We start from the raw sequence: 22,474 nt of genomic DNA on the forward strand, positions 1-22,474 counted from the left end.
AGAAAGTATCTAGGAGTTTTTACTTTATTTGATACAGAAATGCTCATTTTTGTTGGAAAAACCATCTTATTTTTCTAATACAACATTTTTGTAACCAAATTGTAATAAAAAAACTATTAAAACTATACGTTTGCTACTAGTTAATACTAGCGTTTTGTGATAGTATATTACTATGCGGGCTGCTATACCCAGGTTAATTATAGTATGTGAGATTATAAAAAGGAGATTGATTATGGAAAAGAAAATAGGCAAGTCTGTTGTAGCGACTGGTATCGCGGCTACAACTATTATTTCTGGTGGACTGACCCATCAAGTGCACGCGGATGAGTTGGTTGAATCAACTATAACAGCTCCACAAGCGACTGAAGTAACTGGAAAACCGGTGACAGCAGCAGATGTAGCTGTTGCCCAAGAAAATGCTGAAGCTGCTAAAGCTAAACTCGATGAGCAAAGATCGATAGTAGATACTGCTAAAACAGAAGCTGAAGATGCAAAAACTAGCGTGAAAGTGGCTGAAGCCGCTGTTGAGAATGCTAAAGAAATACAGGCAGAAGCAACAGAAGAAAATGTTGCTAAAGCGGAGACAGAAGCAAAAACAGCAGAGCAAGAGGTTAGCACGAAAGACGTTGCTGTTCGAGAAGCAGCGGCTAAAGCTGCCAAGGCTGACCAAGCTGTTAAAGATCAAGCAAATACTATTAAAGCGAGTCAATCTCTGGTAGATGTTGCAGAGACTGAATTGAAACAAGCTAAAACACCACTTAACTCAGAAGAGCAAGCTGTAGCAACTGCTAAGAGTCAGCAAAGTCAAGCACAGACTGCTTTAGACAATGCAAAGGCTGAACTGACAAAGGCAGAGCAAGCAGCGTCTTCTGCTCCACAGGTGCAGGCTGAAATCCAGAATAAAATCAATCAGGCAAAGGAATCTTTGGGGCAAACCAATCAAGCTATTAGCTCGCTTGAAGGACAGATTCCGACTGCCGAGAAAGCAGCATCAACAGCTCCTGTTGACCTTCGCAATACGACTTATTCTCAATTTTTAGAAAATGTTCGTAACAATGCGGCCAATCAAGAAATTCGAGATGCTGCCAACAATGCTCTTGCTGTTTACCAACGTGGACAGAATGAATTTGGTATCTCAGTTAATTCTGACCCAACCAGTCCAGCTAGTCTAGAAAATAACCTGCAAGCTTTAGAGTTGGTGAAGGCCATTAATGCTTACCGTCGTAATGCTGGCTTACAAGAGTTGTTGGTTGATCCGTATGCAAATGTGGCTAGCCAGATTCAGACTATCTACTTTGAGCGCAATAACGGGCACATGGGCAAGCTGATTGGTAACGAAAATGTGGCGATTAGCTTTGACCCACAAGGAGCTGTCAATTTCTGGCATGGTGAAAAAGAACTCTACCAACAGATTGCAGCGCAATATGGACTGCCTACTGATGAAACTCAGATTGATGCTAATGCTATCTATACGAGAGTTGGATCTGGTGTATTTGCTCAGATTGGTCACTATGTTCAGATGATGGACAATAAAGCTAATGCTATCTCGGCGGCTTATGATAAACATCAAAACCGATTTGGCACACCTCATGGTACATCCGAAGTTGGTTTCCATCATATTAGCAACTTTGACCAACGTGTTAATAATGGTACTTTGCTGACTGTTGCGGCTATGGAGCAGTTGTTACGTGCTGGTGGTGGTCGTTCTGCAGGTTCTAACGCTAATGTTACAGCACTTAAGAATCAATTGGCTGAACTCAAGGCTCAAAAAGTTGGTCAGGAATCAGCTATTAATATCCTCAATGCTCAATTAGCTGATGCTCAAAAGGCAGCGGCAGCTCAAATTGCAGCAGTTGAAGCAGCTCGTCAGAAGGTAGCAACTGCTGAAAATAATCTGGCATTGACCAAGCAAAATGTTGCCCTTAAGCAGGAAGCTCTCGACAGAGCGACAGCTAAGATTGCAGCAAACCTAGCACCTTATCAGACTAACTTGAGCAATGCTCAGGCAGTTCTAGCGGCAGCTAAGGATAAGTTGGCAGAACTTCAGTCAGCCCAAGAAGCTGCGAAAGCTAGTTTGACAACTGCTCAAGAGGATTTCTTGGCTGCTCAAAAAACATTAGCAGCAGCTAAAAAGAAAGTTATTGATCTAAAAAATGCTCCTCAGTTACTAGCAGAAGCTGAGCGAGAGTTGGCAGAAGCGCAGCTTGATTTTGAAGCTAAACAAGCAATCTTAAATCAAGAGACTGCAACTTTAGCTGTCCTTGAGGAATCCTACAACAGTCTTCAAGCGAATTATGAAACTCTCTTAAATATCTTGAATCAAGCATCTCTCCTGTATGGAAATGCTCTGAATAGTAACTATCGCTCAGGTGAAGATAAACAGACTCTAACAGCTGTAAAAGGCGGAGCTGCTGGTCCAGGTGCAGAGGATGAATCTAAGAAAGATTCAGATGTTAAGACTGCAGAAGTTCATGCGAACACTCGTGAAGTCAAAGGAGCAACTACAGGCGCTGTTCAAGCGGCAGGTGGTGGTGCATTCACTGATTTTGTTGTAAATCCTGCAGCTCAGCTTGCTAGCGTAGCTACGACAGCTGATAAGGCTCCAACAGTTCCTGCTATTCTGCCAAATACTGGTTCAGAAGCAGAACGCCTAGCAATTTTTGGTATGGCACTTGGTGCAGCGGCCTTTTTGGGAACCAACAAGCGCCGTCGCAGAGACGAAGATTATAATTAAAGAAATTCAAAATGAGTCTGGAATAATTTCCAGACTCATTTTTTTGTTCAAGCCTAATAAACAATCTCATATAAAAGCGATGAGAAGTTAAGTTCCACATTTTCTAAGAAAGATAAAAACTTCCGATATTAACTGTCGGAAGTTTTCAATATTCATAATAGATTTTATTTGACCGCTCCGCCTGTTACACCTTCTACGTAGTATTTCTGCATGAAGATGAAGAGAAGAGTGATTGGGATAGCGATGATAATCGCTCCAGATGTGAAAGGCAAGAACCATTTATTGATGGCATCCTTATTAAGCATTTGGAAAAGTCCCAAAGCAACCGTGTATTTTTCCTTGACATCGCCTAGGATGACAGAGGCAAAGATGAAGTCAACCCAAGGTCCCATGAAAGCCATAAGCGCTGTATAAACGATAATCGGTTTTGAAAGCGGTAGTGTGATAGTCCGGAAGATTTGGAAGCGGGTCGCTCCGTCAATCATAGCGGATTCGTCCAAAGAATATGGGATAGTATCAAAGAAACCTTTAGCTATATAGAAGCCTAGAGCTGCTCCAGCTGAATAAACCAGAATCAGTGATGTCAGGGTTTGTGTCAAATTGAGTGCTTTCAGGATGTAGTAAACCGCAATCATAGACATGAAGCCTGGGAACATGTTAAGTACCAGGGCCAGCTTGAGGAAACGATTTTTATGCTTGAATTTGATGCGGCTGAGTGAGTAAGCCATACCAACAGTAATCAAAGTAGACAGGATACAGGTCGCTGTTGCAACAATCAGGGTATTCATAAACCACTGAAGAAAAGGATATGTGTTGTTATTAAACAGTCTGATATAGTTGTCAAGAGTATAGGTCTTAGGGAAGAAGTAAGGGACTGCATTAGAGCCTTCACCACGGAAGCTGGTCAGAAAAATCCAGATAATCGGCGTTAGCCAGATGAATGCTAAAACAGCCAGCAAGACATAAATCCCTAATAAACTGAGTTTTTTTCTATTTTTCATTATTTAGCAGTTCCTTCCTTGAATGATGCGGATCTAGTATAGGCTAAGAGACTGAAGGCTGCAGAGATTGCAAAGATCAGTATACCGATAACAGATGCCAGATTGTAGTCCTTGGCTGAAACGGTCAGTTTATAGAGCCAGGTAACCAAGAGGTCAGTTGAGCCTGCCTGATAGTAGGAAGAGTTAGTAGGTCCACCGCCTGTCAGGAAGTAGATAACGTTGAAGTTGTTAATGTTTCCGATAAACTGTTGGATAAGTGATGGCGCCATAATCAAGAGAATTTGAGGGAAAGTAATGCTCTTGAAGATTTGAAGCTTGCTAGCTCCATCAATTTCAGCAGCCTCGATTTGCTCGCTAGGTAGGTTCATGATAATCCCAGTCGCTACCAGCATGGTAAATGGAATACCAATCCACATATTGACAAGGATGATGGAGAACTTAGCCCAAACAGGGTCACTCAAGAATGGAATTGGATGCTGAATGAGATGCAGGCTTTGCAATAATCCGTTCAAAGGTCCATTGTCATTCAGGAAGTTGCGCATCAAGAGCAGTGATACGAATTGCGGCACAGCAATAGTGATAACGAAGAGCGTGCGCCAAACTTTCTTGTACTTGAGGCCTTTGGTATTGAGCAAGAGAGCTAAAACGATACCGAAGAAGAAAGTAGTAGCTGTTGCAGCAACCGCCCAAATCAAGGTCCAGCCTAAAAGTGGGAAGAAGGTGCTAGCCATACGACCTGAGAAAACATCACCAAAGCTAGAGAAGCCAACCCAGTCAAAGAGTGACTTAGGAGCTGGATGTTTATGGTCAAAGTTAGTAAAGGCCAAACAGATCATATAGATCAGAGGCAAGATGGTAAAGAGCAGTACTCCGATAAGAGGAATACTCATTAGGCCCATGTGAAAGCGGCCGTCAGCAAGCGTCTTAAAGTCCTCAACGAAGTTGGGAATCTTCTGGCCTGACTGCTTGAGAGCCATCAAATGACGAGCACTTTTCAGATTACACCAGTAGATGTAGGCGAAGACTGCACAGAAGATGAGAGAAGCAAGTCCAAAAATCAGCATCAGCATAGAGTTGTCACCCGCTACTTGAACGGTGATTTCCAAGCCGTTAACTTTTTTTATAGCCTCTCCTTGCTCTTGAGTTCCCAATGTAATCATGCCGCCAATAGCTGGTATGATTTGGACTGCAAAAGCAATTAGGAAAGCAATTTCTGAGAAGAGGAAGAGCAGACCCTTGATAAATTGTTTGTTTACAAGGTTGCTCAGTCCCATTACCAGAAAAGAGAGTTTGACATCCCAGGCTCCCTCTTTAAAGACCTGAACCATGGATGCATTGTCATAGGATGACTGAGTCATAGTATTCTCCTTATATTTACAAAGAAAGAAGTGAGGAGGCTGCCCCCCTCACTTCAATGCTTATTTAAATTTGCTTGAGTATTATTTAGCTGCTGCTAAATCTTTATCAAACTGTTGTAATTTTGCGAGGTATTGATCTTCACCAAATTTACCGTTGTAAGCATCGCTGAGGATTGCAGCACTTTCAGTCCAGAAGACAGACATTTGGCTAAGTTTAGGCATAACTGTTGTGTAGGTATCAGAAGAACCCATTGTAATAACAGCTTGTGCCAAGGCATCTTTCTTAACATCGTCAGACTCTTGTACTTCTTTGTTAGCAGGGATGATGTGACGTCCTTCAAACTTGAATTGGTTTTCTTGGCTTTCTTTGCTAGTAAGTGCTTGAGCCAGTTTGTAGCTTGCTGCGATACGGTCAGTGTCGCCGTTTGAAGGTGTTTGGTTTACTGCGTAAAGTTTTACACCGAGGAATGCTTTTTGTTGAACGTCTTGTCCACCGATATTAACTGTTGGGTAAACAGAGATACCAAGGTTGTCTTTGCCGACAGCTTTTTCAGCAGCTGCGTAGTCCCATGGACCTGATTGGAAAGCGTCAACTGAACCATCTTCAAATTTAGCAAGAAGGTTAGAAGCATCTACGTTTACAAAACCGCTGTTATTCTTTTGAGCTGCGATGAACTTCAGAACGTTCACACCGGCTTCGTTACCCCAGTTTGTTCCGTCAACTTGTTCACCGTCTTTACCAAAGAGAGTGTCGCCAACAGAAAGGAAGAGTGGAGCAGTGATGTATCCATTAGCCTCTTTCAAGTTTCCACCAAATTTAGCTTTAGAAGTGATGGTTTCATAAGACTTAACATCATCAGCGGAAAGTTTTGACTTGTTATAGTAGGTTACTTGTGATTCGATACCGTATGGGAAAGCATAAGTTTTGCCTTTGTATTGAGCACCAATTGCTGCTTGTTCAGTATCGTTTTTCTTGACTTCTTCTGCCATTTTAGAAGGAACTTCTTGAATAGCTCCAGCTTCAACTAATTTACCAAGTTGGTCGTGTGGCAGAGAGAAAACATCAGCAGCAGTACTAGCATCTTTTGTCAGATTTTCCTGAGCGTTTGGATCTTCCATTTCGACTACGTCGACCTTGTAGCCTGATTCTTTCTCGAACTTGCTAACTGTATCAGAGTAAGAATCTTTAGAACCAGTTGGTACCCAAAGTTTCAAGGTCTTGCTATCGGCTTTAGAAGAAGAGTTCTCCTTGCTACTGTTCGAGCTACAAGCTGCTAACAGCGTTCCTGCAGCCAGCAAGCTGACACTGCCCAATACTACTTTTTTCCATGTTTTCATTCCTATTTCCTCCCGGAATTTTTATTTACAATCCTATTATGCAACCGTTTGCAATTTTTGTCAAGTCTTTTTTTGAAATTTTTTTAAAAATATATTAATTTTTCTAAAATTTTTCTATTTTATTTCTGTTTATTTAATCAAAGCCTATTAAAATGGCTGTGCAATCGATTGCTTGATTTTTGCTTAGAAAATGCTTTGTTATAAAGAAAATCATGTTTCTTTTGAGATTGATTTTTGATACTTGCAAGAAGATATAAAGACAAGTTAAAGTTCAGTATTACCTATGAAAAGAATCAAACTTATGATTTTCTAATAATCTAGTGTCTACCTGTTGAATGCTTCCCTTTTCTGCTATAATAGACCTATGAACAAGCTAATCCAATCAAAGCTGGAACTGTTGCCGACCAGTCCCGGCTGTTACATTCACAAAGACAAAAACGATACCATTATTTATGTTGGCAAAGCCAAGAATCTGCGCAACCGGGTTCGTTCTTATTTCCGTGGTAGTCATGATACCAAGACGGAGGCTCTTGTTTCTGAGATTGAGGATTTTGAGTTTATTGTCACCGAGTCTAACATTGAGGCTTTGCTTCTGGAAATCAATCTAATCAAGGAAAACCAGCCCAAGTACAATATCATGCTCAAGGATGATAAGTCCTATCCATTTATCAAGATTACTAACGAAACCTATCCACGCCTAATCATCACGCGCCAAGTCAAAAAGGACGGTGGACTTTATTTTGGTCCTTATCCGGATGTCGGTGCGGCCAATGAAATTAAGCGTCTTTTGGATCGACTCTTTCCTTTCCGCAAGTGTACAAATCCGCCTGAAAAGGTCTGCTTTTACTACCATCTGGGGCAGTGCAAGGCTCACACTATTTGCCAAGTAGACAGCCAGTATTTCAAAGAGCTGGCTCAGGAGGTAGCTGCCTTTCTCAAGGGACAGGATGACCAGATTATTGAGGATTTACGGGGGAAAATGGCTGGCGCAGCGCAAGCTATGGAGTTTGAAAAAGCGGCAGAGTACCGCGACTTGATTCAGTCCATTGGCACCCTGCGAACCAAGCAGCGGGTCATGGCCAAGGATTTGCAGAATCGGGATGTCTTTGGTTACTATGTAGATAAGGGCTGGATGTGCGTACAGGTCTTCTTTGTCCGCCAGGGCAAGTTAATCGAGCGCGATGTCAATCTTTTTCCTTATTACAATGATCCTGACGAAGATTTTTTGACCTATATTGGCCAGTTCTATCAGGAAAAATCCCACCTCAAGCCCAATGAAATTTTGATTCCGGCAGATATTGACGAAGAAGCTGTACGGGCCATGGTGGATACCAAGGTGCTAAAGCCCCAGCGAGGCGAGAAGAAGCAGTTGGTCAATCTGGCTATCAAAAACGCCCGAGTCAGTCTCCAGCAGAAATTTGACCTTTTGGAGAAATCTATTGAAAAGACCCAAGGTGCAATCGAAAATTTAGGTCAGCTTCTTAACATTCCGACACCTGTTCGTATTGAGTCTTTTGATAACTCCAACATCATGGGGACCAGTCCTGTATCAGCTATGGTGGTCTTTGTCAATGGCAAGCCCAGCAAGAAAGACTATCGCAAGTATAAGATTAAGACTGTGATAGGACCTGATGACTACGCAAGTATGCGTGAGGTCATCAAGCGGCGCTATAGTCGAGTGATTCGGGATGGACTGACTCCGCCCGATCTGATTGTCATTGACGGTGGACAGGGGCAGGTCAATGTCGCTAAAGAAGTTATTCAGGACCAGTTGGGATTGGATATTCCCATCGCTGGACTGCAAAAAAATGACAAGCACCAGACCCATGAATTGCTCTTTGGTGACCCTCTGCAAGTTGTAGAATTATCCCGGAATTCGCAGGAATTTTTCCTGCTTCAGCGTATCCAAGATGAAGTCCACCGCTTCGCCATTACCTTCCACCGCCAGCTCCGGTCTAAGAATTCCTTCTCATCGCAGCTAGATGGCATTGAAGGCTTGGGACCAAAACGCAAGCAAAATCTTATGAAACACTTCAAATCTCTAACCAAGATTAAAGAAGCCAGTGTTGACCAAATCGTCGAAGTCGGCGTACCACGAGCAGTGGCAGAAGCAGTGTGGGCTAAATTAAATCTAGTAGATCAGCAGAAAACTTCCTTGCCTGAAGTAGCAGAGCCACAGGTGGATTTAGAATAGACAAATCTCATATAAGGACAGTGTTTGCAGAATTTTTTTAATAATTAGGAAAAAATTAACAGAAATGGATGGTCTATTATAATGCCTATAATGTTTGACAATAAAATAATTTTGTATTATAATATGTCTATTCTTTATTAATAGGAGACAGTAATGAGAAAAATTATTACAGCTAGTGTAGCGCTTTTATCGGTTATAACTTTAGCAGCATGTTCTGGAAAAACAACATCAGATTCTTCTGAAAAAGCTTCAAGTTCTGTAGAAAAAAAATCTACTTCAAAGAGTAAATCAAGTAGCTCTGAAACTTCATCAAAAACAGCTAGTTCAGATGTAGAAATCCCAGAAATTGTTCTTTTGACAGATGAAGAAATCGACAATGCTAAAACAATTGGTGACATGAAAGCTCTCTTTAGTAAGTTGATTGATAATTATAAAAAGTACATTGATGAAATTGGGAACAAAGTACCTGAGGCTGGGAAAGAAGCATACAATCAACAAGTAGAACCAGCTATTCAATCTATGGAAACTTCAAGAGAAACTTTTAATGAAACGCTCTCAAGTGCTGGTTCAGATGATACAGAAATTCCAGAACAAAATCGTGCTCTATTTGCTCAGCAATTGAAAACAGGACGTGATGCTATGAAGAAGGCTATTGAAGGGGCTTATAAAGCTCTTGGTCAGCTTAAATCTGGACAATAATATTAACAAAGCAGGTAAGAATCACCTGCTTTTTTTGTAGCAAAATGTAAAATAGATGGAAATTTAAGTGACTTAAAAGATAAGATTGAATCAAAAAATTTTTAAATAAAATATTGTTTATACTCAATTATAAATAAAAATAGGCATAATTTAAGCATTTCTAATAATGATTTAGTGAAATTTATGAAAGGAAAAAAACTGCAAACTCTTACAAAATATGATAAAATGAAGCTAGTATATTTAGAAAAGGATGCAACTTATGAAATTTCTAGAACTCAACAAAAAGCGTCATGCAACCAAGCGTTTTAACGACAAACCTGTGGATCCAAAGGATGTTCGCACAGCCATTGAAATTGCAACGTTGGCACCCAGTGCCCACAATAGTCAGCCATGGAAGTTCGTTGTGGTGCGGGAGCATAATCAAGCTTTGGCTGAAACAGCTTTCGGTGGAAATGTGGACCAGATTAAGGAAGCACCAGTGACCATTGCTCTCTTTACGGATACAGATTTGCCCAAACGGGCTCGCAAGATTGCGCGTGTGGCTGGAGTTAAGAATTTCTCTGATGAGCAACTCCAGTTTTACATGCAGAATCTGCCAGCTGAGTTTGCTCGCTATAGTGAACAGCAAAAGAGCGATTATTTAGCTCTCAATGCTGGTCTGGTGGCCATGAATCTTGTTCTGGCTCTGACTGACCAAGGTATCGGATCTAACATTATCTTAGGTTTCGATAAATCAAAGGTTAATGAGGTTTTGGAAATTGATGAGCGTTTCCGTCCAGAACTCTTGATTACTGTTGGTTATACTGATGAAAAACTAGAACCTAGTTATCGTTTGCCAGTTGATGAAATCATTGAGAAACGTTGATATAGTTATATTTACGATTTAATCCATAGTTTTATCGATTTAAATCGAATTGGAAATTGGGGTAAAATAATGACAATTGATTTTAAAGCAGAAGTTGAAAAACGAAGAGAAGATCTCTTAGCTGACCTGTTCAGTCTTTTGGAAATCAACTCAGAACGAGATGATTCCAAAGCTGATAATGAACATCCTTTTGGACCTGGACCTGTTCAAGCTCTGCATAAGTTTTTAGAGATCGCTGAGCGTGATGGCTATGAAACAAAGAATGTGGACAATTATGCTGGTCACTTTACTTTTGGTGAGGGTACTGAAGAACTTGGGATTTTTGCCCACATGGATGTAGTCCCTGCCGGGAGTGGCTGGAATACAGATCCTTACAAACCTGAAATTATTGATGGTAAGCTTTATGCGCGTGGTTCGTCTGATGATAAAGGGCCAACCATGGCTTGTTACTACGGTTTGAAAATCATCAAAGACTTGGGCTTGCCAGTATCGAAGCGCGTGCGCTTTGTGGTGGGGACAGACGAGGAATCAGGTTGGCAAGACATGGACTATTATTTCAAGCATGTTGGTTTGCCTGAGCCAGACTTTGGTTTCTCACCAGATGCAGAATTTCCAATCATTAATGGTGAAAAAGGGAATATCACAGAATATCTCCACTTTGGTAACAGTAATGATGGCAGCTTTAAACTAAAGAGCTTCACTGGCGGACTTCGTGAGAATATGGTGCCAGAATCAGCGACAGCTATTTTTACATCAGCAGTTGATGCAGCGGAATTGGATAAGAAATTACAAGACTTTGCTGCTGCTCACAAGGTTTCAGCTAGTCTGAGAGAAAATGGCGACGCTCTTGAAGTGACAGTCATTGGGAAATCAGCTCATGGTTCTACACCAGAGGATGGTATCAACGGAGCAACCTATCTAGCTCTCTTCCTCAACCAATTTGACTTTGCTGGTGACGCCAAGGCTTATCTGGAAGTTGCAGCTCAAGTTCTGCACGAGGACTTTGCAGGTGAGAAGTTAGGAATTGCTTATACAGATGCTAAAATGGGTGCTCTCAGCATGAATGCTGGTGTTTTCCATTTTGACAGTGCCAAGGCTGACAATACCATTGCTCTGAACATCCGTTACCCTCAAGGTACTGATCCGAAAACAATTCAGGCCGGTCTTGAAAAAGTTACTGGTGTTGTGTCTGTGAGTTTGTCTGAGCATGGATATACTCCGCACTATGTTCCAGCAGATGATGAGTTGGTAGCAACTCTTTTGAGTGTTTATGAAAAGCAAACAGGTCTCAAAGGACATGAGCAAGTCATTGGTGGTGGAACCTTTGGCCGTCTTTTGAAGCGCGGTGTGGCTTTTGGTGCTATGTTCCCAGACTATGTCAACACCATGCACCAAGCCAACGAATTTACTGATGTAGAAGACCTTTTCCGTGCTGCGGCCATTTACGCGGAGGCTATCTACGAGCTAATCAAATAAAAAAGAAGAACTCGTTTGGCCTTGCTGGATGAGTTTCTTTTCAAGGAGCTGTCATGCAAACAATAGAGGATATTGCCAAGACCATCATGGCTGATTCAGAAAATCAAGAATTTACGGAGCAGGGAATCAAGCCACTCTTTGCGGCACCTAAGAATGCTCGGATTAACATTGTTGGTCAAGCGCCGGGGCTGAAAACTCAGCAGGCAGGGCTTTACTGGAAGGACAAGAGTGGTGACCGGCTGAGAGAATGGCTGGGTGTCGATGAAGAGACTTTTTATCATTCTGGATACTTTGCGGTTTTGCCCATGGATTTTTATTTTCCGGGGCATGGGAAGTCTGGAGATTTACCACCTCGTAAGGGCTTTGCCGAAAGGTGGCATCAGCCGATTTTAGAGCTTTTGCCAGATATTGAGCTGACCATTTTGATTGGTCAGTATGCACAGAAATATTATCTGCATCAAAAAGGAAATATCAAGCTGACCGAGACGGTTCAGCATTATCAAGACTACCTGCCTGACTTTTTTCCTTTGGTTCACCCATCGCCCCGCAACCAAATCTGGATGGCTAAAAATCCTTGGTTTGAGGCTGAAGTGGTGCCAGAATTGCAAGCGTTGGTGCAAAAGATTATTCATCAATAAAGGAGAAAACTATGGATGCTTATCAACAAGTAGCTAACAAGTTGCAAGAGTTGGGGATCGCCTTTGATGTGGTGGAGCACCCACCTGCATTTACGACAGAGCAGGCAGATAGCTATATTGAAGGCATGGAAGGTGTTCGGACTAAGTCCATGTTTTTGACCAACAGGAAGAAAACTCAGTATTATCTTCTAATTATGGATGACAAGAAACGATTGGATATGGATGACTTTAAAGTTCAAGTGGGAGCCGATCGGATTCGCATGGCCTCATTGGAATCCTTGGCTGAGAAAATGAACCTACCAGCCGGAACGGTTTCACCTTTTGGTTTGCTCAATAATGAGGAGAAGGACATTCAAGTTTATTTTGATAAAGAGATTATCAACGAAGAACGCATGACTTTCCATCCTAATACTAATGAAAAGACCATCTTTATCTCTACACAGGATTTGTTCAAATTTTTGCAAGATTTGGGCTACTCTTACCAAGTCCTGGATCTTTAACTAACTGTTTTGCTGTGATAGAGGAGTACTATCCAGCTGCTCTCTCAGATTGTCAAACCGAGCGTCTTGTCCCTCTATCTTGATCTTGGATGAAGGACATATCCAGCAAAGTGCTTCCCTCAGAAGATTCTCCAACAGCCGGCTGATAATTTTGTCAAAGTTAAGTTTGATTTTCAGAAGTATCTAACTGATTTTTGAAAAGTCTAAGCTTAGAATGCTAAACTTTGTAGAAAGCGAGGTGATTCTATGGAAACGATGAAGGCTATAGTCATTTACGAAGCGGGTGGGCCAGAAAAGCTTCTGCTGGAAGAAAGACCGATTCCAGAACTTCAAAAAGGCTGGACATTGGTCAGGGTCAGAGGGTTTGGGATTAACCGATCGGAGATTTTTACTCGTGAGGGTTTATCGCCTAGTGTCACCTTTCCTCGAATTTTAGGCATTGAGTGTGTTGGTCAAGTGGCTGAGACGACTCGGCCTGATTTAGAGGTTGGTCAAAAAGTGGTTTCCATTATGGGTGAAATGGGGCGAGCTTTTGACGGTTCTTATGCTGAGTATGTCCTCCTGCCGAACGACCAAATTTATACAGTCGAGACCAACCTGACCTGGACAGAGTTGGCTGCAGTGCCAGAGACTTATTATACTGCTCTAGGCTCTATGAAAAATCTATGCATTGAGCCCAATGACAAGATTTTAGTCCGAGCTGCTACTAGCGGTGTCGGTTTGGCCTTTGCTAGATTGGTTAAGGCGCAGTTTCCAGACACACATATTGTGGGCTCGGTCAGTAGCGGATCCAAACAATTTCTGCTCAAACACCAAGCCTACGACGATATCATCATAGACCAGGATGGCCGACTGGAAACAGAGGATAAGTTTGATAAAATCCTTGAGTTGGTTGGTCCAGCAACTATCAAGGATTCTTTTGACCATATCGCTGAGGGGGGGATTATCTGTGTGACCGGACTCTTGGGAGGTCAGTGGGAGCTGGATGATTTCAACCCAATCGAAGAAATCAAAAACAACAGTTTTCTGACAAGTTTCCACTCAGCTCATGTGAGCCAAGACTTGATGGATGAATTATTTAATTACATTGACCGCTATCAGGTCAATGTTACACCAAGGCGTGTCTTTTCCCTAGAGCAAGTGCCCAAAGCTCATGCTTTTATAGAGGGGACGGCAGGTTTTGGAAAAATTGTGATTATGAATGAATAGGAGAAAAATGATGCAAAAAATTAGTGCGAAAGATTTATATGACAAATTGCAGGCAGAAGAACTGCAGTTGATTGATGTCCGCGAGGTGGACGAATTTACAGCTGGACATGTCTCTGGAGCTCTGAATCTGCCTCTCAGCAGCTTGCCGGAGAATTATGGGCAATTAGATAAACAAATCCCCTACCATATCATCTGCCAAAAAGGCGGCCGCTCAGCGCGTGCCTGCGAATTTTTGGAAGCCAAGGGTTACCAAGTAACCAATGTCGAAGGAGGAGTGGAAGCTTTTCCTGCTAAATTGACGTTATGACAAGCGATTAAGAAGAGCAAATGCCGGAATAGATTGAATTTCCGGCCCTTTTTTTGTATACTATAGTAGTATAATAATTTATAGATAGGAGATATTTTATGTCAAAACAAGATTGGCTTGAATATTTTGAGGCCGTTAATGGACGATCGGCTACAGAGGAAGAAATTGCCCAAGCATTGGCAGCTGGGGAATTTGTTGAGGCTGAACAGGTAAGTGCGGAGCAAGCGCCTAGTCAAGCTAGCCCAGCTTCATCAAGCTTTGAACAGTCTCAACAAGAAGCTCAACCACAAAACTTTGCTCAGCCACAAAACTTCCAACAGCCTTTTGCTCAGCAGGCCTCTCAACAATATCAAGAAGTTCCTCAGCAACAAGCAAATCCAAATCAATTTGCTAATCAGGGACAAGCTTATCAGCAACAAGGATTTCAGCAAGCGACCCCCTTTACTGGACAGCCTCAGTCTTCTGGTCCGCAAGCTTATCAGAACAACCAGCAGCAAGGACAGTTCAATTCACAAGTACCTCAACAAGGACCGCAGGCTTATTACAGTCAGCAGCCTCCTCAACCCAGCGAGTTTTCTAAAACAATGAAAGGTTTCTGGGCTTGGCTTGTTTCAGCTTGGAAATCACCGACATCTGAAGTTGAGAGCAGTAAGGTGAATGGCTACCTATCTCTAGGTTTGACAGTGTTCTTTTTTGCTATTGTCGCAAATTCCAACGTTTACAGTATCATCAATATGTTTAGGGTATACAGTCTTAGTTTGTATGATGTTGTTCCGTCTCTTAATTTCAAAGTCTTTTTTGTTTCCCTGATAGCAGCGGCTCTCTTCCTTTTTTCTATTATTTTAGGTGGTTTTGTTGTGAAGCGTTTGGTCTATCAGGATGGAAGTTTTACCTTTAATAAGGCTTTTGATTGGTACGGCCGACTGTATGCTATAGTTCTTCCGTTTATTGCTATTTCAGCTCTATTTGCTCTACTAGGAGTCATTCAATTGTCCCTTTTATTCACATGGATTGGAATTTTGTTAATTGGAGTTGGAGCGACCTTTGCTTTGATTTATTCCAAGACAAACAACTCTATGGATCCTTTTTATAAATATCTATTGGCCATTATTATCAATGGTGTGATTACAATTATCTTCTCTTTCATCGCTTTTTCTCTACTAGCTAGTATCGCAATGATGTAATAATTGGAGGAGATTTATGGCAACAAAAGAAAAATGGGTTGATCTCTTTGAAAAAGTAATTGGTCGAAAACCAACTGCAAGTGAGTTCCAAGCTGGCAAACAATCTAACTTTGATCCAAAAAAGATTAAGGAGATTGCAGGCGAAGTAGAGGAAGCAACCACAGAAACTTCGTCAGTAGAAAATACTACTGATGAAGCTTCTGAGAATCAAGATATTGTTCAGGAGACACCTTCTGAAGATTCTGTCACAGAAGAATCGGTTCAACTATCTTCCCAAGATGAGAAGCAAAGCTCATTTGAATCTAGTCAATATGAAGAACTTCGTAAGAATTGGCTGCAAGCTTTTGAAAATAATATTGGTCGAAAACCTACCAAAGAAGAATTTGCAGAAGCTAAGAGTCAAGGATTCTCTAACTTGCCTATTCGGTCTGAATTGCTCGACTCACAATTACCACAGAAGCCAGTAAAAAAGGCTAAAAAGAGAATATCCAAAAAGCAAGCAATCATGATTGGGGGTCCAACCCTTCTAGTTGCTGCTTTGATTGGAGCTTTCTTCTATCTAAACTCTATAACTGGGGTTAAAGTTGTTACAGACCATTTTGCAAAAGCAGTCTCTAGTAAAGACTTTGATGAAGTTGCAAGTCTTCTTTCTACTCAATCCGATAAGTGGACACGTGCTGAAGCAAGAGCTTTAGTTGAGCACCTAGAGAGCCAGGAGATTAATCTCGAAACTGAGCTAGATAACATTGTTGAGTCAAATGGCAAATCTGCTTATATCGATGACAACAATAATAAGATTTTAGGTGTTACTGAAAAGAGTAAGAAATTTGGTATTTTCCAGGAATATCAGATGGTTTCCTACCCAGTCAAAGTTAAAGTCAATACCAATTTGGATAATGCTACCATTAAACCTGGTGAGAAAAAAACTATTACTCTTAAGAAAAATACAGACACTGAATTGGGTGAATATCACTTTATCAAACAAGACTTTACACTCAAAGGTAAGACAGATGTTGGAGATGTAGAGAGTAAGGTTCAGCTTGATTTAGCTACGGCTAAAGATAATGAAATCAAACTGGATCTCAAGTCTGAAAAGAAACAGCTAAAAATTACGATGCCTTCTGAAACTTCAAAAGCAACAGATATTAAAATCGTTGTTAATGGTAAAGAAAGTGGTAGCAGTTTGACTCCTGAGTTGCAGCTTGTTCCTTATCAAGAGCTTGAAATTTATGCCAAGTTTACTTTCTCTGATACTACCTTTACTACCAATAAAGAGACAGTGATTGTGGAAGATGATACCACGAATGTGAAATTATCTCTTCCTAAGGAAGTGCTTTCTAAGATTAGAGAAAAGAACGAAGAAGCGAAAAAGGTTGAGGCTCAAAAGGCAAAAGTCTCTACTTTCCTTAATGACTACCGCAGTGCTGTTTTCAGCTCTGTTTCTAACAGAAGCAACAACTATTCTCAATACTACGATACCTCTAGTGCAGTATATCGAGAAATGGTTGAGTGGACCACTGGTGGTGGTGTTAAGAAAGCAAAAATTAACTATTATGAGCCAGGAGCTTTGGATATCCGCGAAATCAAGGAAGAAAATGGTTCCTATATCGTGACAACATATGAGGACTATACAGTCCACTATGTCGATAACACTCCAAATAGTGTAAATCGTAAAAATAAGACTTACTACTTGAAGCCTAGTGGGGATTCTTTTGTAATCTATAATCTTGAAGTTTCAGAAGGTTGATATTATGACAATGAAATACAGTAAACTAATTTTTCTTGCAGCATCTGTTCTTGTTCTAGGCGCGTGTTCGTCTGGTAAAGACACTACTGGAGATAGCTCTGATAAACAAGCGGCTAGCTCAACTAGTACAGTTAAGAAACAAGATGCTGAAAAAGATAAAAAGTCTAGCCAAGATACGACAACATCTTCAGATAGTGCTGATACTAAAAAGGAGCAAAATCACGAGGCCAAAACTCTTGATCAAAATGTTTCTTATAACGGCAGCTACTACAGTGTCAAAGGGAAATATGATGAGATTCTCGTTGTCAACAAACACTACCCTTTGTCAGCTTCCTATAATCCAGGTGAGAATGCGACTGCTAAAGCAGAATTGCTCAAACTGATTGCAGACATGCAGGCACAAGGCTATGCTATCAGCGACCAATACAGTGGCTTTCGCAGCTATGATACTCAGACAGAACTCTATCAAAACTATGTCAATCAGGATGGTAAGGCAGCTGCAGACCGCTATTCAGCTCGACCAGGCTACAGTGAGCACCAGACCGGCTTAGCTTTTGACTTGATTGATAAGAGTGGTAACCTCGTACAAGAAGCTGGAGCAAGTCAGTGGCTTCTAGAGAACGCCTATAAGTACGGTTTTATCGTTCGCTATCTAGAGGGTAAGGAAGGTTCAACTGGCTATATGCCTGAAAGTTGGCATCTGCGCTATATTGGTCAAGAAGCCAAGGAAATTGCTCAATCAGGCAAATCTTTAGAAGAATATTTCGGCATTACCGGTGGAGGCTATGAAGATCAGTAGTCACATCATCCATTAGAAGGAGGAAGAAAATGAAATTTTTTGTTACCAATCCCAATAATGATTTTGCAGAAACACCTGTTCAAGAAGAAGGCAGAATCATCCATCATCTGCATCTTGCTAAAGGAAAAGAAGTACCAGAGCACAGTGCTGATGCACTAGTAACAGTTGTTTGTTTGTCGGGAGATGTAAGCTTTTCTGCTGGAGAACAAACTGTGCGGCTAGTGGCAGGTTCCTTTTTGACGATGGAGCCCAATGAGCCACACAGCTTGGTCGGAGAGGAAGATAGCCACCTCTTGGTTATCAAACAACTCAAATATTAATAAATTCAAAATACTAGAAGCTGGAATAAATGCTTCTAGTATTTTTTACTACTTTTTAAGAACTATTCATTTCTGTAAATAAAAACCCATAAGGAAGGGATTCATAAACAGATTCTTTGATTCTTAAAACAAACTTAAGATAAGCTTAAAAAAGGCTTAAGATAAGCTTAAAATAAACTTAAATAAAAAATCGAAATGAGAGGGTGAGAAGCTTTTATAAATAAATAACAAAAATAATTTACACTATGTAAACCAAATTATAAACATTTTTCTATTATTTTGGTTCGTTAAAAAGAACATTTTATAGATTTTTAAAGCTAAAAAACAGAAAGATAAACAAAAAGACGAACTATAAAAAATTACCCATAAAAATAATTTACACCTTGTTAACTAAAATGCTTGCATTCAAAAATTTCTTGTGCTATAATTCGTCTTGAGGGTGAGATATGCATAAAAAAGTATTTTCAAGCATATTGACTTCTTTCTTTCTAAATCAAATGTTATAAAAACATTTATGTGCAACCTTTAATCAGGTGGATTCACTAACTAGTGATTCGTTTTTTTGCGTTTGATAATGATGGAGTAGTCAACTGTCAGCTGGCAGTATTTTCGTGAAATTCTTTTTTATGAAGTTGTGCACAAAAAATAAATTCCCCCCCCACAAAAAAATAAAGTGATGTTGGTCACTTTGGAGGTTTAATTAATATGAACAATCGTTTCAGACTCTTATCAAGATCTGTTGTAGCGGCTGCGGCTATTATTCCAGCAATTGCACTTGCGAATAATGCTCAGGCTCAAGATTATGGCTATAACTACTATCAACCAGGCTATAATTACTGGAATGGTGGTTACAACAATTATAACTATGGTTATAACAACTATAATTACCGTAACAGCCGCAACTACCGTTACAATAACTACAACTATGGTTACAACAATTATAACTATGGTTACAATAACTACAATTATAACTATGGTTACAATGGCTATAATTATGACTATGGTTATAATAACTATTATCCAGGCTATAACAACTGGAATTATAACTATAGCAACAACTACGGATATAATGGTTGGAATAACTACAACAATCTGGCAAATGATGAGAACTATATTTACTGGAATGGTAACCATTACTACCGTATGACAGATGGTTCTTACCGTATCTATCGTGATGGTGAGTGGAAGCCGCTGACAAATACTAACAATAACAGCACATCCAATAACAACCTGGAAAACGATCCACATTATCGTTATGAAAATGGTTATCATTACTATGTGTTGGATAATGGCGACTATTACTACTATCAAAATGGCAAGTGGGTATTTGTTAAGGATTCTACTGATAACTCTACTAATCCAACAACTCCAAGTCAGCCGGAAGAACCAAAACCAGAGGTACCAAGTGTTGATTTGCCGGAAAATCCTCCAATTAACGGTGCAGAAGGCGACCTCAATCCATTTGCTCCGAAACCAGAGCAACCAGCAGAACCAAAACCAGAAACTCCGACAAGACCTGCTGTGCCAGAGACTCCTGGCTTGGTAACAACTGATAAACCAAGCGAAGATCAAATCCCGCCATATGTTGAAAAACCAGCAGAAGGTCTGGAACACTTGACATGGGCACCAAATGGACGAGCTCCAAAAATCATCTACCCAACTGGAAAACCAGGTGACAAGGCTCTCGAGTCAGATCCTAACTATTACTTTGATGGTTCTACCCATTATTACCGTATACCATCTGATTCAGAAGCTAATGGATACTCTCCATATTGGAAATGGTTTGGTGACAAATGGAAACTGCAAGGCATGACTGATCCAAACGATCCAGCTCTTGATCCAAAACTTCACGAAAACACTGCTGATGATGAATACATGTACAGTGATAAAGACTCTAGCGTGAAATTGTACTCAACTAACCTAGTGACAACTGCTAAAGCAGGTCAACCGCTGCCATTCAAGAACGTTGAAGAGTTCAAAAACTACGTTATCGAAAAGATGAATCCTAAGTTCCTTGATAACGCAGGATGGGATGCCAAAGTTGAATGGGAAATCGAAGATCCAGAAATCTTTGAGAAAACCAAAGAAAACCCATATGCTAAGGATTATGTCTTGATTGCAAACCTTAAGAGTGGTGTTGAGGATAAGAAATACAGTGATGTAGAATTTGGTTATGTTAAGTTTGTTTACCGTGTTGAAGCAACAAACGATACAAACTATGACTATGTTTCAAAAGCTAAAGAAGCTTTCGCTAAAATCAATGAAGAGCGTAAAGCTCAAGGCTTGAAAGAGTTGACTTGGTCAGAAGACATTTATCAAAATCAAGCACTTCCAAAAGTAAATGAAATTTCACGTCAATACGATAGCTCAGGCTTTGTTGGACGTCGTGATGAAGATCCATCTGTTGTCGTTAAGAAATGGGCTAACAGCGGTCTGAGAGAATTGCTTCTTGATCCTAACGTAACTGAAGGTGCAGTAGCGACAGTTGTAGACGGAAACGGTGTTTACTACTGGGCTTACAGCTATAAATAATAAGAATAAGGAATTTTATTCTTAAACATCTGTGTTCTTAATCTTTGGTTGCATATAAACCACACTCCAAAAGTTAGATTTTAATCGTCTGACTTTTGGAGTTTTTTTGTTGAATTAACTAGGAAGCAAAAGTGGCGGTTGTGAACAGATTTTAAAGTTCAAAAAAGGCGAAAAGAAATTTTTGAGTACAAAAAAAGCACCGATTGGTGCTTATGATTATTTGAGACCGTATTTTTTGTTGAAACGATCCACACGTCCATCTGCTTGAGTGAACTTTTGACGTCCAGTGTAGAATGGGTGTGAGTCTGATGAAATTTCTACACGGATCAATGGGTAAGTTTCCCCCTCGAACTCAACTGTTTCGTTTGAACGCTTAGTTGAACCACTAAGGAACTGGTAGCCGGTAGAAGTGTCCATGAAGACAACTGGGCGGTATTCTGGATGAATATCTTTTCTCATTTTACAAAAATTTCCTTTCTGCCATGGTCTCTTTGCGAGCCATAGATTAGTTACTTTGATAGTTTATCAAATTCTGATTGATTTGACAAGACTTTTAGACTAATTTCTTACTTTTTTGCCAATTCTTTCATCTCGGTGTAGATTTGCTCTATTTCTTCTTTTGAAAATGCATTGGCTCCGCTGGCTAAGGGGTGTCCTCCGCCATGATGATTTTTAGCAATACCGTTGATAGGAATAACCTTGCTGCGCATGCGGACACGGTAGTGACCATCTGGCTGCTCAACAAAGATAGCCCACAGACCGACATCTTCAATTCGTCCAGGTGCTCCGACAATGGCCGCAGTATCAGCATCGGTTAGTTGATAGGCTTGTAAAACTTTCTGAGGCAGAATGACCCGCGCAGCTCCATTTTCATCTATTTCCAATTGCTCATATACATAGCCCTGCAGTTTAGCTACTTGGCGGCTGATAGAGTCCATTTTTCGGGACAAGGCTGATAAGTCGAAATCATATTGACGCAACTTGGCAGCTACTTCGAATGTGCGGGCGCTAGTAGAAGGATAAAGGAAGCGGCCGGTGTCACCAATGATACCAGCATAGAGGAGTTCTGCAGCTTCCTTGCTCAAGTCTAAGCCATTTTCAAAGGCAAAGAGAGCAATCATCTCACTGGCACTGCTGGAGCTTGTATCAACTAGAGAAATATCTCCGTAAACCTCATCATCAGGATGATGATCGATTTTGATGAGGAAATCGCCTGTCGTGTAGCGTTGGTCGTCAATGCGAGCTGTATTAGCGGTGTCACAGACGATGACTAGGGCCTCTTGGTATTCTTCGTCTGAGACTTTGTCCATTTGTGCTAGCCACATGAGATTGGGCTCATCGTAGCCTGTTACTTTTATTGTTTTTTCTGGGAAATGGTACTGAAGCAGCTTTTGCAGTCCGACCTGACTGCCAAGAGCATCGGGATCTGGACGCATATGGCGATGGATGATAATAGTATCGTATTCTTTGATTTTAGTTAAAATATCATGATAAAGAGTCATAAATAACCTCGTCAACTTTCTTTACCCATTGTAGCATAAGAGTTTTTATTTTTAAAATAAAAAAGATATGA

The 22,474-nt window shown here is 40.7% G+C and carries 19 protein-coding genes; 14 read left to right on the forward strand and 5 right to left on the reverse strand.

Annotated elements, in window-relative coordinates; genetic code table 11:
- Positions 1–172: 172 nt before the first annotated feature.
- Positions 173–2,734: a CAP domain-containing protein gene (locus tag O3621_RS02290; protein ID WP_314450265.1), complete on the forward strand. Its 2,562-nt coding sequence runs from the start codon at positions 173–175 to the stop codon at positions 2,732–2,734.
- Positions 2,735–2,898: 164 nt separating this feature from the next.
- Here O3621_RS02290 and O3621_RS02295 read toward each other — a convergent pair whose 3' ends face one another.
- The 3 genes from O3621_RS02295 to O3621_RS02305 form a co-directional block, all read right to left on the reverse strand.
- A complete protein-coding gene (locus O3621_RS02295) occupies positions 2,899–3,735 on the reverse strand; it encodes a sugar ABC transporter permease (RefSeq protein WP_101771393.1) in 837 nt (278 codons plus the stop codon).
- Positions 3,735–5,093: a carbohydrate ABC transporter permease gene (locus O3621_RS02300; RefSeq protein ID WP_161543046.1), complete on the reverse strand. Its 1,359-nt coding sequence runs from the start codon at positions 5,091–5,093 to the stop codon at positions 3,735–3,737. Before O3621_RS02300 ends, O3621_RS02295 begins: the two co-directional genes overlap by 1 nt.
- Positions 5,094–5,174: 81 nt before the next feature.
- Positions 5,175–6,431: an extracellular solute-binding protein gene (locus O3621_RS02305; protein ID WP_314450260.1), complete on the reverse strand. Its 1,257-nt coding sequence runs from the start codon at positions 6,429–6,431 to the stop codon at positions 5,175–5,177.
- Positions 6,432–6,795: 364 nt separating this feature from the next.
- Between O3621_RS02305 and uvrC the strand changes: the two genes are divergently transcribed.
- The 13 genes from uvrC to O3621_RS02370 all read left to right on the forward strand — a co-directional run bounded on the left by uvrC (position 6,796) and on the right by O3621_RS02370 (position 20,901).
- The gene (uvrC, locus tag O3621_RS02310) at positions 6,796–8,625 is read left to right on the forward strand and encodes an excinuclease ABC subunit UvrC (RefSeq protein WP_311154769.1); all 1,830 of its coding nucleotides are present in this window, start codon (positions 6,796–6,798) and stop codon (positions 8,623–8,625) included.
- A gap of 153 nt (positions 8,626–8,778) precedes the next feature.
- Positions 8,779–9,324, forward strand: a complete 546-nt coding sequence (locus O3621_RS02315) for a hypothetical protein (protein ID WP_002915030.1) — start codon at positions 8,779–8,781, stop codon at positions 9,322–9,324.
- Positions 9,325–9,583: 259 nt separating this feature from the next.
- A complete protein-coding gene (locus O3621_RS02320; protein WP_032913401.1) occupies positions 9,584–10,189 on the forward strand; it encodes a nitroreductase family protein in 606 nt (201 codons plus the stop codon).
- 69 nt (positions 10,190–10,258) lie between these two features.
- Positions 10,259–11,665 (forward strand): dipeptidase PepV, encoded by a 1,407-nt coding sequence (pepV, locus tag O3621_RS02325; RefSeq protein WP_371513521.1) that lies wholly within the window; start codon positions 10,259–10,261, stop codon positions 11,663–11,665.
- Between the two features lie 53 nt (positions 11,666–11,718).
- Entirely contained in the window at positions 11,719–12,303 is a 585-nt protein-coding gene (locus O3621_RS02330) for a uracil-DNA glycosylase family protein (protein ID WP_002912595.1), read from the forward strand.
- A gap of 11 nt (positions 12,304–12,314) precedes the next feature.
- Positions 12,315–12,803 carry a prolyl-tRNA synthetase associated domain-containing protein gene (locus O3621_RS02335; RefSeq protein WP_124765985.1) on the forward strand — a complete coding sequence of 163 codons (489 nt, stop codon included), beginning with the start codon at positions 12,315–12,317 and terminating at the stop codon, positions 12,801–12,803.
- 246 nt (positions 12,804–13,049) lie between these two features.
- Positions 13,050–14,012 carry a zinc-binding alcohol dehydrogenase family protein gene (locus O3621_RS02340; RefSeq protein WP_314450150.1) on the forward strand — a complete coding sequence of 321 codons (963 nt, stop codon included), beginning with the start codon at positions 13,050–13,052 and terminating at the stop codon, positions 14,010–14,012.
- Positions 14,005–14,319 (forward strand): rhodanese-like domain-containing protein, encoded by a 315-nt coding sequence (locus tag O3621_RS02345; RefSeq protein WP_371513524.1) that lies wholly within the window; start codon positions 14,005–14,007, stop codon positions 14,317–14,319. Before O3621_RS02340 ends, O3621_RS02345 begins: the two co-directional genes overlap by 8 nt.
- Positions 14,320–14,417: 98 nt before the next feature.
- Complete coding sequence (locus tag O3621_RS02350) at positions 14,418–15,503, forward strand: DUF6574 domain-containing protein (protein WP_314450153.1); 1,086 nt, start codon at positions 14,418–14,420, stop codon at positions 15,501–15,503.
- 16 nt (positions 15,504–15,519) lie between these two features.
- Entirely contained in the window at positions 15,520–17,250 is a 1,731-nt protein-coding gene (locus O3621_RS02355) for a hypothetical protein (protein ID WP_314450155.1), read from the forward strand.
- 4 nt (positions 17,251–17,254) lie between these two features.
- Complete coding sequence (ldcB, locus tag O3621_RS02360) at positions 17,255–18,049, forward strand: LD-carboxypeptidase LdcB/DacB (protein ID WP_371513526.1); 795 nt, start codon at positions 17,255–17,257, stop codon at positions 18,047–18,049.
- A 29-nt stretch (positions 18,050–18,078) separates the two neighbouring features.
- Positions 18,079–18,369 (forward strand): cupin domain-containing protein, encoded by a 291-nt coding sequence (locus tag O3621_RS02365; RefSeq protein ID WP_002895366.1) that lies wholly within the window; start codon positions 18,079–18,081, stop codon positions 18,367–18,369.
- A gap of 705 nt (positions 18,370–19,074) precedes the next feature.
- The gene (locus O3621_RS02370) at positions 19,075–20,901 is read left to right on the forward strand and encodes a CAP domain-containing protein (RefSeq protein ID WP_314450156.1); all 1,827 of its coding nucleotides are present in this window, start codon (positions 19,075–19,077) and stop codon (positions 20,899–20,901) included.
- A gap of 216 nt (positions 20,902–21,117) precedes the next feature.
- Here the strand turns inward: O3621_RS02370 and O3621_RS02375 are convergent, their stop codons facing one another.
- Complete coding sequence (locus O3621_RS02375) at positions 21,118–21,360, reverse strand: type B 50S ribosomal protein L31 (RefSeq protein ID WP_002895374.1); 243 nt, start codon at positions 21,358–21,360, stop codon at positions 21,118–21,120.
- Positions 21,361–21,467: 107 nt separating this feature from the next.
- Positions 21,468–22,403 carry a bifunctional oligoribonuclease/PAP phosphatase NrnA gene (locus O3621_RS02380; RefSeq protein ID WP_111675740.1) on the reverse strand — a complete coding sequence of 312 codons (936 nt, stop codon included), beginning with the start codon at positions 22,401–22,403 and terminating at the stop codon, positions 21,468–21,470.
- Between the last annotated feature and the right edge of the window lie 71 nt (positions 22,404–22,474).

Origin of the sequence: Streptococcus sp. 20925_1_22, assembly GCF_041431685.1 — a bacterium.
Classification (GTDB): Bacteria; Bacillota; Bacilli; order Lactobacillales; family Streptococcaceae; genus Streptococcus.

What these genes read in the sequence shown, in the direction of transcription:
- O3621_RS02290 (WP_314450265.1), top strand. Translation starts at nt 173, where the DNA reads ATGCGGGCTGCTATACCCAGGTTAATTATAGTATGTGAGATTATAAAA.
- O3621_RS02295 (WP_101771393.1), bottom strand. Translation starts at nt 3,735, where the DNA reads ATGAAAAATAGAAAAAAACTCAGTTTATTAGGGATTTATGTCTTGCTG.
- O3621_RS02300 (WP_161543046.1), bottom strand. Translation starts at nt 5,093, where the DNA reads ATGACTCAGTCATCCTATGACAATGCATCCATGGTTCAGGTCTTTAAA.
- O3621_RS02305 (WP_314450260.1), bottom strand. Translation starts at nt 6,431, where the DNA reads ATGAAAACATGGAAAAAAGTAGTATTGGGCAGTGTCAGCTTGCTGGCT.
- uvrC (WP_311154769.1), top strand. Translation starts at nt 6,796, where the DNA reads ATGAACAAGCTAATCCAATCAAAGCTGGAACTGTTGCCGACCAGTCCC.
- O3621_RS02315 (WP_002915030.1), top strand. Translation starts at nt 8,779, where the DNA reads ATGAGAAAAATTATTACAGCTAGTGTAGCGCTTTTATCGGTTATAACT.
- O3621_RS02320 (WP_032913401.1), top strand. Translation starts at nt 9,584, where the DNA reads ATGAAATTTCTAGAACTCAACAAAAAGCGTCATGCAACCAAGCGTTTT.
- pepV (WP_371513521.1), top strand. Translation starts at nt 10,259, where the DNA reads ATGACAATTGATTTTAAAGCAGAAGTTGAAAAACGAAGAGAAGATCTC.
- O3621_RS02330 (WP_002912595.1), top strand. Translation starts at nt 11,719, where the DNA reads ATGCAAACAATAGAGGATATTGCCAAGACCATCATGGCTGATTCAGAA.
- O3621_RS02335 (WP_124765985.1), top strand. Translation starts at nt 12,315, where the DNA reads ATGGATGCTTATCAACAAGTAGCTAACAAGTTGCAAGAGTTGGGGATC.
- O3621_RS02340 (WP_314450150.1), top strand. Translation starts at nt 13,050, where the DNA reads ATGGAAACGATGAAGGCTATAGTCATTTACGAAGCGGGTGGGCCAGAA.
- O3621_RS02345 (WP_371513524.1), top strand. Translation starts at nt 14,005, where the DNA reads ATGAATAGGAGAAAAATGATGCAAAAAATTAGTGCGAAAGATTTATAT.
- O3621_RS02350 (WP_314450153.1), top strand. Translation starts at nt 14,418, where the DNA reads ATGTCAAAACAAGATTGGCTTGAATATTTTGAGGCCGTTAATGGACGA.
- O3621_RS02355 (WP_314450155.1), top strand. Translation starts at nt 15,520, where the DNA reads ATGGCAACAAAAGAAAAATGGGTTGATCTCTTTGAAAAAGTAATTGGT.
- ldcB (WP_371513526.1), top strand. Translation starts at nt 17,255, where the DNA reads ATGACAATGAAATACAGTAAACTAATTTTTCTTGCAGCATCTGTTCTT.
- O3621_RS02365 (WP_002895366.1), top strand. Translation starts at nt 18,079, where the DNA reads ATGAAATTTTTTGTTACCAATCCCAATAATGATTTTGCAGAAACACCT.
- O3621_RS02370 (WP_314450156.1), top strand. Translation starts at nt 19,075, where the DNA reads ATGAACAATCGTTTCAGACTCTTATCAAGATCTGTTGTAGCGGCTGCG.
- O3621_RS02375 (WP_002895374.1), bottom strand. Translation starts at nt 21,360, where the DNA reads ATGAGAAAAGATATTCATCCAGAATACCGCCCAGTTGTCTTCATGGAC.
- O3621_RS02380 (WP_111675740.1), bottom strand. Translation starts at nt 22,403, where the DNA reads ATGACTCTTTATCATGATATTTTAACTAAAATCAAAGAATACGATACT.